General features: G+C 75.1%; 12 protein-coding genes and 1 tRNA gene. 5 read left to right on the top strand and 8 right to left on the bottom strand.

Annotation, left to right across the window (positions count from 1 at the left end; all coding sequences use genetic code 11):
- Positions 1-182 precede the first annotated feature (182 nt).
- On the bottom strand, positions 183-2,099 hold the full coding sequence (locus AC5WAM_RS26240) for a YfjP family GTPase (protein WP_495518988.1): 1,917 nt from the start codon (positions 2,097-2,099) through the stop codon (positions 183-185).
- Positions 2,096-3,700 carry a dynamin family protein gene (locus AC5WAM_RS26235; RefSeq protein WP_366790392.1) on the bottom strand — a complete coding sequence of 535 codons (1,605 nt, stop codon included), beginning with the start codon at positions 3,698-3,700 and terminating at the stop codon, positions 2,096-2,098. Before AC5WAM_RS26235 ends, AC5WAM_RS26240 begins: the two co-directional genes overlap by 4 nt.
- Positions 3,701-4,008: 308 nt before the next feature.
- On the opposite strand from AC5WAM_RS26235, the gene AC5WAM_RS26230 reads away from it, so the two are divergent.
- Positions 4,009-4,081, top strand: a tRNA-Arg gene (locus AC5WAM_RS26230).
- 193 nt (positions 4,082-4,274) lie between these two features.
- Here AC5WAM_RS26230 and AC5WAM_RS26225 read toward each other — a convergent pair.
- Positions 4,275-4,625, bottom strand: a complete 351-nt coding sequence (locus AC5WAM_RS26225; protein ID WP_366790391.1) for an SCO4225 family membrane protein — start codon at positions 4,623-4,625, stop codon at positions 4,275-4,277.
- A gap of 157 nt (positions 4,626-4,782) precedes the next feature.
- Positions 4,783-5,145: an HGxxPAAW family protein gene (locus AC5WAM_RS26220; RefSeq protein WP_495518987.1), complete on the bottom strand. Its 363-nt coding sequence runs from the start codon at positions 5,143-5,145 to the stop codon at positions 4,783-4,785.
- 109 nt (positions 5,146-5,254) lie between these two features.
- Between AC5WAM_RS26220 and AC5WAM_RS26215 the strand changes: the two genes are divergently transcribed.
- Positions 5,255-5,740, top strand: coding sequence for a MarR family transcriptional regulator (locus AC5WAM_RS26215; RefSeq protein WP_366790389.1), 486 nt, complete (start codon positions 5,255-5,257; stop codon positions 5,738-5,740).
- Positions 5,741-5,797: 57 nt separating this feature from the next.
- Here AC5WAM_RS26215 and AC5WAM_RS26210 read toward each other — a convergent pair whose 3' ends face one another.
- Together AC5WAM_RS26210 and AC5WAM_RS26205 are read right to left on the bottom strand one after the other, a co-directional pair.
- Positions 5,798-7,717, bottom strand: a complete 1,920-nt coding sequence (locus tag AC5WAM_RS26210; RefSeq protein ID WP_495518986.1) for an AMP-dependent synthetase/ligase — start codon at positions 7,715-7,717, stop codon at positions 5,798-5,800.
- A 219-nt stretch (positions 7,718-7,936) separates the two neighbouring features.
- Complete coding sequence (locus tag AC5WAM_RS26205; protein WP_366790543.1) at positions 7,937-8,593, bottom strand: TetR/AcrR family transcriptional regulator; 657 nt, start codon at positions 8,591-8,593, stop codon at positions 7,937-7,939.
- A 130-nt stretch (positions 8,594-8,723) separates the two neighbouring features.
- Here AC5WAM_RS26205 and AC5WAM_RS26200 point away from each other — a divergent pair, with 130 nt between their 5' ends.
- A complete protein-coding gene (locus tag AC5WAM_RS26200) occupies positions 8,724-9,197 on the top strand; it encodes an SCP2 sterol-binding domain-containing protein (RefSeq protein ID WP_495518985.1) in 474 nt (157 codons plus the stop codon).
- Positions 9,198-9,293: 96 nt separating this feature from the next.
- Positions 9,294-10,976 (top strand): arabinofuranosyltransferase AftB family protein, encoded by a 1,683-nt coding sequence (locus tag AC5WAM_RS26195; RefSeq protein ID WP_495518984.1) that lies wholly within the window; start codon positions 9,294-9,296, stop codon positions 10,974-10,976.
- Positions 10,977-11,024: 48 nt separating this feature from the next.
- On the opposite strand, the gene AC5WAM_RS26190 is transcribed toward AC5WAM_RS26195, so the two are convergent.
- Positions 11,025-11,831 carry an ABC transporter permease gene (locus tag AC5WAM_RS26190; RefSeq protein WP_366790542.1) on the bottom strand — a complete coding sequence of 269 codons (807 nt, stop codon included), beginning with the start codon at positions 11,829-11,831 and terminating at the stop codon, positions 11,025-11,027.
- A 176-nt stretch (positions 11,832-12,007) separates the two neighbouring features.
- Positions 12,008-14,698 carry an alpha/beta fold hydrolase gene (locus tag AC5WAM_RS26185; protein ID WP_495518983.1) on the bottom strand — a complete coding sequence of 897 codons (2,691 nt, stop codon included), beginning with the start codon at positions 14,696-14,698 and terminating at the stop codon, positions 12,008-12,010.
- Positions 14,699-14,841: 143 nt separating this feature from the next.
- Here AC5WAM_RS26185 and AC5WAM_RS26180 point away from each other — a divergent pair, with 143 nt between their 5' ends.
- Positions 14,842-16,002 (top strand): threonine synthase, encoded by a 1,161-nt coding sequence (locus tag AC5WAM_RS26180; RefSeq protein ID WP_495518982.1) that lies wholly within the window; start codon positions 14,842-14,844, stop codon positions 16,000-16,002.
- Positions 16,003-16,174: the final 172 nt, after the last annotated feature.

The following is a 16,174-nucleotide window of genomic DNA, read 5'->3' as shown; positions in this document are numbered from 1 at the left end:
GGCCTCTCCCGCGTCGGCGGCGGTCGCGACGACCGCAGATCCAGACTGCGCCGGTCCGGCCGGGCCCGCTGAGCGCTGTGCCGTACCCACGGGTTGTGGACAACTCCGTCACCCGACGGGGGCCCTCCGCTTCCCGCCCGGGCCCCGGCCGGCCCTCGGTCGGCCCGCGCCCCCCGGCCCCCTCACCCCCGCTGAGCCACCCGCACGTACTGCTCCCGCACCTCCCGGTACCGCAGCAGCTCCGCCGCCACCGGGTCGAGCACCCGTGCCCGGCCGCACCCCGAGGCCGCCTCCCGCAGCCTGCGTTCCGCCTCGAAGCCGTACCGGCGCGCGGGTCCGCGTGCCGCCATCCGGCTCAGCCACTCCACCCCGGGGCCGCCCAGGATGCCCGCGAGCATCAGCAGCACGGGCACGCCCAGGTTCGGCGTCGCGACCCCCACGATCTGCGCCACCAGCCAGAGCCCGCCGACGACTTGGAGCAGCGTCATCACCGCCTGCGCGAACACCGCGACCGGCCACCAGCCGGGCCTGGGCGGGCGCCCCCGCGGCAGCCCGGCCCGCACGGCCAGCTCGTCCAGCGCCTCGGGCAGCCCCTCGGCGCCGCGTGCCGCCGCCTCCCGCACGGCCTGCCCCCAGGGCGTGGGCAGTCCCGTCGCCGCCTCGTCGGCGACCGTGCGCACGGCGTGCTCCACGCGCGCGCGTGCCGTGGCCTCCTCGTCGACGGGGGCGCGGGTCACGGGCGCGACGATCGACCCGAACGGCGAGCGGCGCGCCTCGTACCAGCGCCACAGCCGCAGCCAGGGCGTGCCGCACGCCTTGTTGGCGTGCCGGCGCCAGGCGCGCTCGGCGGCCTGGCCCACGGCGGTGGCGCCCACCGCCTCCGCGAGCCGGTCGGCGAACTCCTCGCGGGCCTCCTCGCTGAGCCCGACCCGCCCCCGGCCGACGGCGGGCCCCGCGTCGGCGGCGTAGACCGGGCGCAGGCGCGCGGCCGCCGCGTCCAGGTCGGCCTCCACGCGGCGCGCGGCGGCACGCCGCTCGCGCGTGAACTGCCCGAGCGCCTCGCGCAGATCTCCGACGCCGTCGCCGGTCAGCGCGGACAGGGCGAGCACCGCGGCGCCCGGTTCCCCGTGCTCGCCCAGGGCGATGCCGTCCTCGTCGAGCAGCCTGCGCAGATCGTCGAGCACCTGGTCGGCGGCGTCCCCGGGGAGCCGGTCCGTCTGGTTGAGCACGACGAACATGACCTCGGCGTGGCCCGCCATGGGCCGCAGATACCGCTCGTGCAGGACCGCGTCGGCGTACTTCTCCGGGTCGACGACCCAGATGACGGCGTCCACGAGCCGCAGGATGCGGTCCACGTGCCGCCGGTGGTCCTCGGCCGCCGAGTCGTGGTCGGGCAGGTCGACGAGGACGAGCCCCTCCAGGGCCTGGGCATCGGTCCCCGGGAGGGGCCTCCTGCGCAGCCGCCCCGGGATGCCGAGCCGGTCGAACAGGCCCGCGGCGCCGTCCGTCCAGCTGCACCCGATGGGCGCGGCCGTGGTCGGCCTGCGGACGCCGGTCTCGGAGATCATCACGCCCGCGAGCGCGTTGAACAGCGTCGACTTGCCGCTGCCGGTGGCCCCGGCGATGGCCACGACGGTGTGCCGGTCGGACAGCCGCCGCCGGGCCGCCGCCTCGTCGAGGACGCGCCCCGCCTCGGCGAGCGTGGCGCTGTCGAGCCGCGTCCTGGAGAGGCCGATCAGCTCCCGCAGCGCGTCGAGCCGGGCGCGCAGCGGCCCTTCGTAGAGGGCGGTCGCCTCGGCGGCGGCCTCATAGGGGCCGTCGTGGTCGTAGGCCTTCTCGTAGCCGGAGGAGTGCGCGTGCGGGGAGGACGTCCCGTAGGCGGAGGAGCCTTCGCCTCCTGTCACGCCCCGGTCCCCCGTCCCCGTAGAGCCCGTGCCCGCCGAATCGTCGCCCCCGGGGGAGCCATTGCCACCGGCTCCGGCCCGCCGTGCGATGAGGCCGTCGTCCCAGATGCCGTCGGCCTCCCGCGCGCGGGAGGCCGGGTCTTCGGGCCGGTCGGCGTGGTCGGTGTGATCCGTGACGGCGGTCACCGCGGTCACCTCTCCTTCTGCAGTACGGACAGCGCGGCGATGAGTTCGGCCTGGGGTTCGGGGTGGACGCCGAGCGCGTCGAGGGGGGCGAGGCGCCGCTCCCGTTCGGCGCCGAGGACGGTGTCCAGGTAGTCGGTGAGCAGTCGGCCGCCCCGGTCGCGCAGGCGCAGCGCGCCGTGGGCGCCGACCCGTTCGGCGAGGGTCTCCCCCGCGGAGCGCGCCCGGCGCCCGCCGAGCAGGGCCGTGGCGAGCAGCGCGGTGAGCGCGTCGGGGTCGGGCGGGGCGCCCTTGTCGATGCGGTCGAGGGCGCGGACCTCGTCCTCCACGTACTCCTCCAGGACGCGCCGCCAGCGGCGCACGGCCATCCCGACGCGGTGCTCCGCGCCGTCCTCGCGGCGCGGGACGAGGCTGGGGAGCCCGGCGGCGGGTTCGCGGCGCCAGGCCTCGTCCACGCGCTCGTCGGCGGCGGTGACGGCGCACACCAGGAGCGTCTCCAGACCGGCCGAGACGGCGTCCAGGAGCTCTCCCGGGCCGCAGTCCAGCGGATAGGCCCGCCAGCGCTTCAGCGCGTCCCCGGCGAGCACGGCGCCCGTCTGGAGCCGTTCCCGTACGCGCGCGTGCTCGCCCTCGTACGCCTCGTCGACGGCGGCGGTGAGCCGCAGGGCGGCCGCGTGCTGGGCCGCGACGGCACCGGCGAGTTCGGGCATGCGGGAGTTCAGCGAACCGAGCACTCCGTGGGCGGTGCGCGCGATCGCCTCCTCCCGGGCCGCGGTGTCCTGCACGCGGTCGGCGAGCCAGGCCAGGAGCGGCGCCACGGCGGTCGCGGGCAGCAGTCCGCCGCCGCCCGCGGACTCGGGCAGCTCCGGCACGGTGAAGCGGGGCACGTCGCCGAGGCCCGCCTTGGCGAGCAGCGCCTCGTACTGCCGGGACACCTCCGTGACGACCTGGTGCGGTACGCGGTCGAGGACGGTGACGAGGGTGGCGTCGTGCTCCTTGGCGGTGCGCAGCAGGTGCCAGGGCACGGCGTCGGCGTAGCGGGCGGCCGTGGTCACGGTGACCCACACGTCGGCGGCACAGATGAGTTCGGCGGCCAGGACGCGGTTGTCGGCGACGAGGGAGTCGATGTCGGGCGCGTCCAGGAGGGCGAGCCCTCTGGGCAGCGTGTCGGCGGTCTCCACCCGCAACACGCGGCTGCCGTCGCCGTCCCTGGCGCCGTCCTCGCCGTCCTGAAGGGGCACCCACACGCGCGTGAGGTCCGGCAGCACCCTCATCCCCGCGAACCAGTGGTGGTCCTCCGGATGGCAGACGAGTACCGGCGTACGCGTCGTGGGCCGCAGCACACCCGCCTCGCTGACCTGACGGCCCACCAGGGAGTTCACGAGCGTCGACTTCCCGGCCCCCGTGGACCCGCCGATGACGGCGAGCAACGGTGCTTCGGGGGCCCTGAGCCGGGGCACCAGATAGTCGTCGAGCTGGGCGAGAAGCTCGTCCCGGTTGGCACGCGCGCGTGGCGCCCCCGCCAGGGGGAGCGGAAAGCGTGCGGCGGCGACACGCTCACGCAGGGTGGAAAGCGCGTCAAGCAGTTGAGGCCGTACGTCCAAGGTCACCACATACGAAGAATGCCCAATTTTGATGGCTTTCTGAAGCATATGGGCACGCCTGCGCGCCGATCGGACACACGTGACGGAAGGGACGAGTGGGACACAGGCATAACGAGTGCACAACACCCGGGGCGCCAGGCGCCAAAAGCGCTGCGAGATTCGCACCTGCCTGCGATTATCAGGACCGCTTCACCGAACCTCCACATCACGGTGCGGAGGTGAAGCACCAGGGACAAGGACCCGGGAGCCCTATCCTTGTCCCCGGCAAGGTCACGGACCGGCCCCACACCGGGCTCCAGGCCACCGGCCACCACCCGGCCCCCGTAGCTCAGTGGATAGAGCAGGTGCCTTCTAAGCACTTGGCCGCAGGTTCGAGTCCTGCCGGGGGCGCACCTCATCGGCCTTCCTTCGGGAAGGCCTTTTCGCTGCGGGCCGCACCGCGGGCCTGCGCGCGGGCCTGCACCCTGGGCGCGCCCACGGCCCGGCTGCCGCACGGCCGGTCCCCGTACCGGTCGACCCCGCACCCGGCTGGACCCGCACGGCCAGCCCCCTCAGGCCCCGCCCAGCCCCCGCAAAGCCCCCGTCACGCCGGGCGCGGCCCCCGCGCCCCTCGTCCGTGCGCCAGCCTGCCGAGCAGCGCCGCGTTGCAGAGCCCCGCCACCGCCGTACCGACGGCGAAGATCGACGGGGCGAGCCAGGTGAGTGAGGACTGCTCGGCGGGCAGCGACGCCAGCAGGGCGAGGACGCCGAGCGGTGCCGTGGCGAGGAACGGGTAGAACCCGGCGAGCCCGGGGTCAGGGCCGACGTACCAGGCCCCCAGGAAGAACGTCAGCGCCGCCGCGACCACCAGGAGGTAGGCCCGCGCGAGCCAGGTGTCCGTGGCGAGCGCGAGCAGGCGGCGCAGGCGGCGGCGAGGGCGGGAGGCAGGCGGCATCGCGGGTCCTTGGGCTCGGTCCGGTTCGGCGAGCACCACTGTGGCCCGGCGGCCCGCCCCCGGCATGAGTACGCGTACTCACCCGCGCGGCCACCGGGCCGGGGCCCCGCGGCACGAACGCGCGCTCACCGGCGCGGCCACCGGGCCGGACCCCCCGTCACGCGACCGGGGTCGCCACCTCGTCCTCGCTCTCCCGCCGGGAGGGCGCCACCGCCGCGCCAGGAGCCACGCCCCGGCGGCCCGCCAGACGGCAGCCTACGCAGCCCGGGTGGCCCGCGCGCGCCGTGCTGTCGCGCAGCCTCATGGGCCGCTGGGACGCCGGCCTCGGGCCCGGCCCCTTGCCCCAGCCCGCCAGGTGCAGGAACCAGGTGACGAACACCGCGAGGGCCATCACGCCGAGCCCCAGCCAGATGCCGGGGCGCCAGCCGGTGATGCCCACTCCCGCGATCAGCGCCCCCACCGTGCCGACCGCGCAGCCGGTCCAGCCGGCGATCGTGTGGCCGTCGTCGTGCGTACTCACGTGTCGCGCCCTCCCCGTGCCCGCCGGGGCACGGCCTGGCCGCGCCCCGGCACCGGACGTATGATGCCTTAGCGAGTAAGCAATTTATCTTACGTACTAAGGGATTTCAATGGAGGGCAAGCGCCACCCCAGCGCGTCCGCGCAGGACGTGGTCGCCGCGGTGGACGACCTCGTCGCGACGAGCGTCATCGGGCAGCAGGAGTTCGCACGCAACCTCGGCCTGTCCGTCACGGACCTGATCTGCTTCGCGTACGTCCTCCAGGCCGGGGACGACGCGGTCACCGCGGGTGAACTGGCCACCCGCGCGCACGTCACGACGGGCGCGGTGACGGGCATCCTCAACCGCCTGGAGCGCGGCGGGTTCGTGACCCGGCGCCCCGACCCCGCCGACCGGCGCCGGGTGCGCGTCGTCGCCGTACCGGCCGCGTCCGCGCGCGTGCGGGAGATCTACGAGCCGTACTACGCGCGCCTGATGGCGCTGTTCGACGACTTCACGCCGGAGGAGATCGACGTGATCGCCGCCTGGTCCGCGCGCGCGAGCGCCGTCGCGCGCACCTATCTGGAGGAGTCGTGCGAGGAGCCGGACGCGCCCTGACGCTCGGCCCCGGCAGGGCGCTCAGCTCCAGTAGGACACTCAGCCCCGGCAGGGCGCTCAGCCACGGTAGAGCGCCTCGATCTGCTGCGCGTACGCCTGCTCCACGGCCCGTCGCTTGATCTTCAGGGACGGGGTGAGCAGGCCGTTCTCCTCGCTGAACTCCCCCTCCACGACCGCGAAGCGGCGGATGGACTCTGCGCGCGACACCGCCTCGTTGGCGTGGTCCACGGCCTTCTGGAGGTCCGCGAGGAGCTTCGGGTCGCGGCGCAGCTCGGCCAAGGGCGTGTCCGCGGGGCGCTTGCGGACGGCCAGCCAGTGCGCCACGGCCTCCGGGTCGAGGGTGATGAGCGCGCCCACGTAGGAGCGGTTGTCGCCGACGACGAGGCACTGGCCGACGAGGGCCCGGCCGCGCAGCCGGTCCTCCAGGACGGCGGGCGAGACGTTCTTGCCGCCGCTGGTGACGATGATGTCCTTCTTGCGGCCGGTGATGGTGAGGTAACCGTCCTCGTCGAGGGCGCCCAGGTCGCCGGTGGCGAACCAGTCGCCGGTGAGGACGGCGTCGGTGGCGTCCCGGTCGTTCCAGTACGAGGTGAAGACGATGCCGCCCTTGATGAGCACCTCGCCGTCGTCCGCGATGCGCACGGCGGTGCCGGGCACCGGCAGGCCGACGGTTCCGGGGCGCGGGCGCAGCGGCGGGATGATCGTGGCGGCCGCGGTGGTCTCGGTGAGACCGTAGCCTTCGTAGATGACGATTCCGGCGGCGTAGAAGAACAGGTTGAGCTGTCGGTCGAGCGGGGAGCCGCCGCTGATGGCGTAGCGCAGACGGCCGCCGACCTCCTTGCGGATGCGCCGGTAGACGAGCAGGTCGTACAGCGCCCAGGCGGCGCGGAGTCCGACGGACGGGCCGGGTCCGGTGCCGAGGAACCCGTTCAGATAGGCCTCGGCGAAACGCACGCCGACCCGCTCCGCGCGGTCGAAGGAGGCGCCCCGGCCGATGCGTTCGGCGGTCGCGCGCCCGGTGTCGTGGATCTTCTCGAAGAGGTACGGCACCCCGACCACGAACGTCGGCCTGAACGCGCGCAGTTCGGGCCGCAGCTCGTCCGGCTTGATGCTCGGACAGTGGCCGAGTTCGATGCGGGCGAGCATGCAGGCGATCTGGATGCTGCGGCCCAGGATGTGGGCGAGCGGCAGGAAGAGCAGCGTGGCGGCCCGCTGGCCGGTGATCGCCTTGAAGACCGGGTGGAGCAGGTCGACGGTGTTGGCCGCCTCGGCGTGCAGATTGCCGTGGGTGAGGACGCAGCCCTTGGGACGCCCCGTGGTGCCGGAGGTGTAGCAGAGAGTGGCGATGGTGTCGGGCGTGAGCGCCGCGCGCCGCTTGGTGACCTCCTCGTCGCTCACCGTCTGCCCCCGCTCGGCGAGTTCGAGGACCGCGCCGTCGTCGATCGTCCGGACGGTCGGGGGCGCGTCCAGGCCCGCGACGGCGTCCCGTGCCGTCGCGGCGTTCGCCGGGGACTCGGCGAAGAGCAGGCTCGCGCCGGAGTCCCGTACGATCCACTCGATCTGCGCGGCCGACGACGTCGGGTAGACGGGCACGGACTGGCCGCCCGCCGCCCAGACGGCGAAGTCAAGCACCGCCCACTCGTAGCGCGTACGGGACATCAGGGCGACCCTGCCGCCCGGTAGGAGCCCCGCCGCGATCAGGCCCTTCGCGGCCGCGGTGACCTCGCGGGCGAAGGCGGCGGCCGTCACGGGCCGCCACCGGCCCGCCTCCTTGCGGCGCAGCACGACGGCGTCGGGGGCCTCGGCGGCGTTGGTGAAGGGGATGTCGGCCGTGCTGCCGTGCGTGGCCGCCGGGACGAGGGCGGGGGCGCGGGCCTCGCACACCACGCCGCGCTCGTCCCGGACGAGGTCGACCTCGGCACGCCCGGCGAGCCCGGGGTGACGCCGCGCCTTCTTCAAGTCCTTGCGTACGCCCATGACGGCTCCCGGTACGTGTCCGTGGTGCGGATTCGGGTGCGTGCGGTACGAGTGCGGGTTGTTGCGCGACGTGCGCGGTACGAGTGCGGTTGTTGCGCGGCGTGCGTGCGCCGCGTACTTACTTTTCAGTCAACTTACCGATGCGTAGCGGAATTTCAATGGGCCGTGCGGAACTCCGGGGAGCGGACGGGAGGGGTGGCGTTCCAGGCGGCGCGGGCGTCAGTCGCGGGCCGGGATCCAGACCTCCCCCTCCAGGACCCGCCCCATCCCGACCCAGACCATGTTCATCAGGCGCAGGGTGACGCCCTCCGGCGACTGGTCCGGGTTGCGGACCATCCAGTCGGTGAGCGAGTCGGCGGCGCCCACCAGGGCGTGGGCCACGAAATCGGCGTCCCTTTCGGAGAGTTGCGAGGGGGTCGCGCTCTCCTCGATGCCGGCCCGGACGAGCTCCGCGACCTGTGCCATCACCGCGCGGCGCGCGTCGGCGACGGCGGCCGCGATGGTCTCGCTCAGCTCCGACGCCTGCCGGTGGAGCACCACCCAGCTGTCGCGGTGTTCGGCGACGAAGGAGAAGAAGGCCAGGAGCCCGGCGTGCAGGCGCACTTCGGGGGCGCCCTGGGGCTTCGCCGCGCCCGACCGCGCGCCCCGGTCCTGGGTGCCGCCGGGGCCGCTCGCGGTCGCCTCCCGAGCCGCTCCCTGGAACGCCGCGACCAGCCGGTCGGCCTCCCGCCGCAGACAGGCCAGGAACAGGCCTTCCTTGGATTCGAGGTAGAGGTACACCATCGGCTTGGAGATCCCGGCCAGTTCGGCGATCTCGTCGACCGACGCGGCGTGGTAGCCCCGCTTGGCGAAGACCTGGACCGCCACGTCGATCATCTGCTGCTCGCGCTCCTTGCGCGGAACGCGCCGCCTGCGCTCCTGTGGCGTGCCACCCACTCTTGTCAGCCTCCTCGCCCCGGCTCTACCTTACCTTTCAGTAAGTTTACTTCGTGGTAAGGAGCTTGCGATGGGGACGGACAAGGCCGGGGGAATCGCGGGGCTCGACTTCGCCAGTGTGACGCCCGCTGAGTTCGCGCGGATCGTCAAGGGCCTCTCCGGCAAGGAGCTCACCGAGATCGCCACGGACGCCCCGCTGCGCGCCCGCGTCCTGCGGGAGGTGTTCACGCGCATGGAGCAGCAGTTCAGGCCGGAGTCCGCGGGCTCCCTGAAGGCGCTGATCCGCTGGCAGGTCACCGGGAGCGGGGGCGTCGGGGACGCGGTGTACGAGACGGACATCGCGGAGGGCGCCTGCGTGGTGCGCGAGGGGGGCTCGGCCGCGGAGCCGCGGGTCACGCTGGTGATGGGCGACGCGGAGTTCCTGAAGCTGGTGTCCGGCAACGCGCATCCCGTCACGCTCTTCATGACCCGCAAGCTCAAGGTCGTGGGGGACGTGGCGCTGGCAGCGGGGCTCACCCGGTACTTCGACATCCCCAAGGCGTGACAGGACTGCCCGCACGGGTCCTGACTCTCGCCGGGTGCCCCGGGCCCGCCCCTTAAGGCCTCGCTGACCTGCGCCGAAGTACCGTGCATGACATCCATGCACCCTCCCCTCCGGTCCCGGCAGCCCTTCCGGGTCGTCATGTGTCTGCTGCCCGCGCTCGCCGTCGTCTGGGCCGGGTACCAGCGGCGCTGGATGTCCGACGACGGGCACATCTACGTCCGGACGGTCCGGCAGGTGCTCGCGGGGCACGGGCCGGTGTTCAACGTGGGCGAGCGCGCCGAGTCCTCGACGGGCACGCTGTGGCAGTGGCTGCTCGTGCTCGCGGGGCTGCCGGGCGCCGACGTGGTGACGGCCGCGGTGTACGGCGGGCTGCTGCTCACGGCGGCCGGGTTCGCGCTCGCCGCGTGGGGCGCGGCGCGCCTGCACACGGGGGTGTCCGGCGGCCCCCTCCTGCCGCTCGGCGCCCTGGTGCCGCTCGCACTGCCGCCCGTGTGGGACTTCGCCACCTCCGGCCTGGAGACGGGCCTCGCCACGTGCTGGATCGCGGGCGCCTGGCTGCTGCTCGTGACCCGTCCGCGCGCGCTGGCCACCGCGTTCGTCCTCGGGCTCGGTCCGCTGGTGCGGCCCGATCTCGCCCTGGTGTCCGCCGTGTTCCTCGGCGCGCAGTGGCTGAGCGCGCGCCCCTCGCGCCGCGCCGCGCTCGCCGGGGCGGCCGCCGCGGGCGCCCTGCCCGTCGCCTACGAGGTCTTCCGGATGGGCTACTACGGACACCTCATGCCGTTGCCCGGCGTCACCAAGGAGGCCTCGTCCAGCCTGTGGGGGCGCGGGGCCGCCTACCTCGCGGACTTCGCCGGGCCGTACCTGCTGTGGCTGCCCGCCCTGTTCGTGCTGGCCGCCGTGGTGCCCGCGCGGCGCGGCGGCCGGCCGGTGCCGCCGCTGACGCCGGTGCGCGCGGTGCCCTTGGTGCCCGCGCTCGCGCCCGTCGTCGCGGGGGTCCTGTGCTGGGCGTACGTCATCAAGGTCGGCGGGGACTTCATGCACGCCCGGATGTTCCTGCCGGGGCTCCTCCTGCTGGTCCTGCCGGTGTTCGTGGTGCCCGCCACGCGCGCGTGGGCCCTCACGGCGGCCGGCGTCGGGGCGTGGGCGCTGGTCTGCGCGGCGTCGCTGCGCGTTCCGTACGAGGGCCTGATCGGGCCGCGCGGCATCGCGGACGAGCGCGGCGTGTACGTGCGGCAGAACGCGGCCGCGCACCCCCTGCGGCACACCTTCGCCGGGTTCCGGGGCAACGCCGCATACGCGCGTGAGGTGCGGGACGCCGCGCACGCCGGGGCGCCCACGCTGTTCCTGGCCCGCACCCGGGTCGAGGGCGCGGCGCCCTCCGTGGCCGGCGCCTACGCGACGCTCGGCCTCAACGGCACCGTCGTCCCCCTCGACGGCGCGGCGCTCGACCCCATCGGGCTCGCCTACCCGCTGGCCGCCCACTCCGAGCGCATCGCCCACGCGCGCGTGGGCCACGACAAGCGGCTCCCCGACGAGTGGATCGTCGCCGACCGGGGCACCGGCGACCTGCCGCCCGGCATGGACCCGGCGCGGGTGGCCGCCGCCCGCCGCGCCCTGGCCTGCGGCCCGCTGGCCGAACTCCGCGCGGCCACCCGGGAGCCGCTCACCGCGGGGCGCTTCCTGCGCAACGTCGGCGGCGCCCTGGAGCGCACGGCGTTCCGCTTCCCGAACGATCCGGTGCGGGCGGAACGCGAACTGTGCGGTGCGGGCGGGCGCTAGGGCCTGCCCGACGGGTCCGCGACGCCGTGCCGGACCATCGGGGAGGCGCTAGGACACCACGTCCTTGTGCGCGAACCCGCGGAACGCGAGGGCGAAGAGCACCAGCGCGTACGTCACCGAGACGGCGGTGCCCTGGAGCATGCCCGACCACTCCGGGGTCGGCTGGAAGACGTCCGCCCAGGCGAACTGCCAGTGGGCGGGCAGGAAGTCGCGCCAGCCGCCGAGCGCGGTCACCGCGTCCAGGACGTTGCCCGCGATCGTCAGGCCGACCGCGCCGCCGACCGCGCCGAGCGGCGCGTCCGTCTTCGTGGAGAGCCAGAACGCGAGGCCCGCGGTGACCAGCTGGGACGCGAAGACGTAGGCGACGACGACGGCGAGGCGCCGCGCGGCCGTACCGGGTTCGAGGACGCCGCCGGTCGGGATCTCCAGCGGCCCCCAGCCGTACGCCATCGTGCCGACGGCGAGCGCCACCACCGGGAGCAGCGCGATCGCGGCGGCGCTCAGGCCGAGCCCCACCGCCAGCTTGGACCACAGCAGCCGGGCCCGGGGCACGGGCGCGGCGAGCAGATAGCGCAGGCTCGACCAGCCCGCCTCGGAGGCCACGGTGTCCCCGCAGAACAGCGCGACGGGGATGACGAGCAGGAACCCGGCCGACACGAACAGGCACGTCGCCGCGAAGTTGACGCCCGAGGCCGTGGCCGTGTCCATCAGCGTCACCCGGTCGTTGCGGCCGCCCGGCGAACCGGCGATCGCGAACGCGAGGAGCAGCACGAGGGGCAGCAGGGCGAGGACGCCGCCCATGACGAGCGTGCGCCGCCGCTTGAGCTGGCGGACGGCCTCGACGCGCAGCGGCAGCGTGCGGCCCGGGCGGTAGCCGGGCGCGGTGGCCGTACCGGCGTCCCGAAGCCCTTCAGTCGCCGCCGAGCCGGTCTCCCCGGGGCCCTCGGCCGCCGCCGTGCCGGTCTCCCGGGGTCCCCCGGTCGCCGCCGCCCGGGGCCCGTCCGGGGCCGCCGTCGTGTCCTGTGGGGCCGTCACGCCGCACCTCCTCCGATCAGTGTCAAGAACGCGTCTTCCAGGCGCCGGTGCGGGCCGAGCGCCTCCACGGGCACCTCCAGGCGGACCAGTTCGGGCAGGAGTGCCGCCCCCGTGGCCGCCGGGCCGCCGTCGAGCCGCACCAGGAGCCCGCCTTCGGTGCGGGCCGCCGACGCCACGCCCGGAAGCGAGGCCACCTTCTCGACGAGCGGGTCGGGGATGTCCGCCGCGAGGCCCACCAGGAGCGTGTCCCCGGAGCCGACGATCTCGTCGACCGGGCCCGCCTGCACGAGGCGGCCCCGGTCCATGACGACCAGGTGCGTGCAGGACTGCTCGACCTCGGCGAGCAGGTGGCTGGAGACGATGACCGTGCGGCCGCCCGCCGCGTACCGGATCATCACCTCGCGCATCTCGCGGATCTGGGGCGGGTCGAGGCCGTTCGTCGGCTCGTCCAGGATCAGCAGGTCCGGCAGGCCCAGCATGGCCTGGGCGATGGCGAGGCGCTGGCGCATGCCCTGGGAGTACGTCCGCACGGCGCGGGCGAGGGCGTCGCCGAGCCCGGCGATCTCCAGGGCCTCGTCCAGGTGCGCGTCCCCGGCGGGGCGGCCGGTGGCGCGCCAGTACAGCTCCAGGTTCTCCCGGCCGGACAGGTGCGGCAGGAAGCCGGCGCCCTCGACGAAGGCGCCGACCCGGGACAGGACGGGCGCGCCGGGCCGGATGGCCTGCCCGAAGACGCGGATCTCGCCCGCGTCGGGGCGGATGAGGCCCATCAGCATGCGCAGGGTGGTGGTCTTGCCCGCGCCGTTCGGCCCGAGGAGGCCGAGGACCTGGCCCTTCTCGACGCGGAAGGACAGCTCGCGGACCGCGTACCGCTCGGTGGACTTCGCGTACCGCTTGCTGAGGCCGGTGATCTGGAGCGGCACGTCGGCGAGGCCCGGGTCGGGCGCGGGCGCCGTGACGCGTCGGCGGCCGACCAGGAGCAGGGCGGCCGCCACGGCCGCGCCGGCCGGCGGCCGCCACCACACCCAGGCGGGCAGCGGGGCCGCGGCCGTGTCCACGCCGGGGGCGGTCGGGACCTTCAGGCCGCTCTTCAACGCCACCGTGTACGCGGCCGGTTCGGCCGGTGAGGCGTAGCCCAGGTCGGTGGCGGCGAACACCAGGCGCAGCCGGTGGCCCTTCTTCAGCTCGTGGTCGACGGCGGGCAGCCTCAGGTCGAGGGTCCTGCCGTCCACGGCGCCGCCGATCCGCACCGGGGCGACGAGCTGCGCGGGCAGCACCTGCTGGCGGCCGCCGCCGGGCCCCACGTCGTAGACCTTGCCGAAGAGCACCGTGTCCGCGCTGTCGGACTTCACCCGCACCCGCACGGCGGGGGCGCCGGTGATCCGCAGGTCCTCGGTGAGCGGCTTCGACTCGAACGCGGCGTACTGCCCGGGGAAGTCCAGGGAGACGCCGACGCCCAGCGAGGACAGGCGGCTCAGGCCGTCGCCCCCGCCGCCGAGGCCCGGCAGCCCCGAGACGGCGGGCGGCGCGGCGCCCGCGGGGTTGTCGAAGGTCTGCGGGCGCCCGGTGAGCGGGACCTCGCGCACACCGCCGCCGAGCCCCGGGTAGCGGTCGGCGCTCGCGCCGCGCAGCGTCGCCGCGCCGTCCGTGGAGTCGATGCCTCCGGTGCGGGTGACGCGGAAGGCGGGGCCCGTGTCGGCGCCCTTGTCGTCCTTGAGATAGCGGTCGAACCACCGCGTGACCCGGCCCGCTACCCGGTCGGTCTCCTGGTCGCCGCCGTCGTGGCCGCCCGCCGTCCAGTCGACCGCCACGGGCGCGTGGTTGCCGCGGATCGCCCTGGCCATCGCGTCGGCCTGGTCGAGCGGGAACAGCGAGTCCCGCTGGCCCTGCACGATCAGGGCGGGCACCTTGATGCGGTCGCCGACGGCGGCCGGGCTGCGCCCCGCGAGCAGCTCGCGCGCCCGCGCGTCGGGCTTGCCCGCGACCGCCACGCGCTCGTACATCGCGCACAGCTTCGGCTCGAACTTGTCGCAGCCGCCGCCCGCGCTCAGGAACATCCCGGCCCACTGCTTCTTGAAGACGTCCTTCGGGAACAGGGCGTCCGCCAGGTTCCAGTACGTCATCAGCGGGGCGACGGCGTCGATCCGGTCGTCGTGCCCGGCCGCGAGGAGCGATACCGCGCCCCCGTACGAGGCGCCCGTGACGCCCACGCGCGGGTCGCCGGCCTTGTCGAGGCGGACCTCGGGGCGCTTGGCCAGCCAGTCGACGAGCCGCGACACGTCGGCGACCTCGCCCTTCGGGTCGTTGAGCCCGATGCGTCCGGTGGACCTGCCGAAGCCGCGCGCGGACCACGTCAGGACCGCGTACCCGTCGCGGGCCAGGCGCTCGGCCTGCTCGCGCACGTCGTCCTTGCTGCCGCCGAAGCCGTGCCCGACGAGCACGGCGGGGCGCTTGGCGCCGGGGTCGCCCGCGGTGAAGTACGAGGTGTCGATCCGCACCTCCTGCCCCTGGCCACGGTCCATGGCGAGCGTCTGGTCCGTGCGGCGGACCGCGGGTGCCTCGTCGGACGCGAGCGCCGTCCACGTGCCCGCGCCCGCGAGCACCACAACCGCCGCCGCGGCGGCGGCCGTCCGCCGCGGCGCGCGCAGCGCCGCCTTCCAGGCTCCGGCCCGGGGCAGTCGTAGATCCATGCGTCAACGGTACGGGCGGTCACCGACAACCGATGCAGCCGCCGGGCGGAACCCCGCTGTCTCCCCGGGGAGTACGGCCCCCGGCCCGCGTACGTCCACCGTGGTACGCGGCCGCGTGTCAGGGGTGCCTACGCTGCTGACCCATGACATCCCTTGCCGTCGGCCAGCGTTCGCTGGGTGACCCTTCCGTCCGCTTCCCGCTCTGGCCGCCGCTCACGGCGGGCTGCCCGGTCACGAGCACCGCCGACGTCGCGTACCCCGTAGAGGTCGACTACGCCTACGACCAGGTCCCCGACGGCTTCTTCACGCCCGGGGCGGCCGCCGCAAGGCCGCGCGGGCACGAGCGCTGGGCGCCGCTCCTTCCGCCGCTGCGCGCCCCCTCCCTCGCCGAGGGCGGCACGCCGCTGCTCCCCCTGGAGGACGGCGTGTGGGTCAAGGACGAGTCCCGCAATCCGACCTGGAGCCACAAGGACCGGCTCAACCGGATCACGGTGAGCGCGGCCGTCGGCGTCGGTGCCCCCGGTGTCGTCGTCGCCTCCTCCGGCAACCACGGCGCGTCGGCGGCCGCGTACGCCGCCCGGGCCGGTCTTCCGTGCACGGTCCTCACCTCGCCGGACGCGCCGCCCGCCGTCGACGCGTTCCTGCGCGCGTACGGCGCCACCGTGCTGCACGTGCCCGCCGACGAGCGGTGGCCGCTGCTGCGCCGCATCGTCGAGCGGACCGGCTACCACCCCGTCAGCAACCTCACGTCCGCCGCGCACACCGGACACGGGTTCGGGCCCGAGGGCTACAAGACGATCGCCTACGAGATCCACGACGAACTCGGCACCCTCCCGGGCGCGGTGTTCGTGCCGACCGGGTACGGGGAGATGCTGTTCGGCGTCTGGAAGGGGTTCGCCGAGCTGGTGCGGCTCGGGTACGGGGAGCGGGTGCCGCGCCTGTACTCCTGCGAGCCCGCCGCGGGCGGGCCCCTGGCGGCCGCCGTGCGCGAGGGGGCGCCCGCGGCACACGTCCCCGTCGGGGAGACCGCCGCGTACGCCATCGACTGCCCGGTGGGCGGCTACCGGGGCGTGCTCGCGCTGCGCGGGAGCGGGGGCGCGGCGCTGCTCGTGACCGACGAGGAGCTGGTGGCCGCGCGGGCGGAGCTGGCGCGGGGCGGGGTCTGGGCGGAGGTGTCCGCGGCGGCGGGGCTCGCGGGCCTGCGACAGCTCGGCCGCTCCGGGGCCGAGGCCGTGGAGGGGCCCGTGGTGTGCGTCTCCACGTCCAGCGGCTTCAAGGACCGGGACCTGTTGGCAGGCCCGTAGCCCTCGCGGGGCGCCCCGCTGTGTTCATTAGCGCGCTCCGCGCGCGGGCGCCCCTTCCCGCTTCCTGGGGGCTCCGCCCCCAGACCCCCGCTCCTCAAACGCCGGAGAGGCTGAAAACCCTGCCGCAACCGGCGACAGATCCAGCCCGTCCGGCGTTTGAGGACGAGGCGCG

The sequence above is a fragment of the Streptomyces sp. JLYT201 genome, assembly GCF_059448825.1.
The sequence above is the reverse complement of the archived record's forward strand: the minus strand, read 5'-3'. Positions and strand labels throughout refer to the sequence as shown.

Bases quoted from the DNA above. Each gene is read 5' to 3' on its own strand.
- AC5WAM_RS26205 (WP_366790543.1), bottom strand. From the start codon at position 8,593: ATGATCGACGTGGCGGTCCAGGTCTTCGCCAAGCGGGGCTACCACGCC.
- AC5WAM_RS26185 (WP_495518983.1), bottom strand. From the start codon at position 14,698: ATGGATCTACGACTGCCCCGGGCCGGAGCCTGGAAGGCGGCGCTGCGC.
- AC5WAM_RS26215 (WP_366790389.1), top strand. From the start codon at position 5,255: ATGGAGGGCAAGCGCCACCCCAGCGCGTCCGCGCAGGACGTGGTCGCC.
- AC5WAM_RS26200 (WP_495518985.1), top strand. From the start codon at position 8,724: ATGGGGACGGACAAGGCCGGGGGAATCGCGGGGCTCGACTTCGCCAGT.
- AC5WAM_RS26210 (WP_495518986.1), bottom strand. From the start codon at position 7,717: ATGGGCGTACGCAAGGACTTGAAGAAGGCGCGGCGTCACCCCGGGCTC.
- AC5WAM_RS26195 (WP_495518984.1), top strand. From the start codon at position 9,294: ATGCACCCTCCCCTCCGGTCCCGGCAGCCCTTCCGGGTCGTCATGTGT.
- AC5WAM_RS26180 (WP_495518982.1), top strand. From the start codon at position 14,842: ATGACATCCCTTGCCGTCGGCCAGCGTTCGCTGGGTGACCCTTCCGTC.
- AC5WAM_RS26225 (WP_366790391.1), bottom strand. From the start codon at position 4,625: ATGCCGCCTGCCTCCCGCCCTCGCCGCCGCCTGCGCCGCCTGCTCGCG.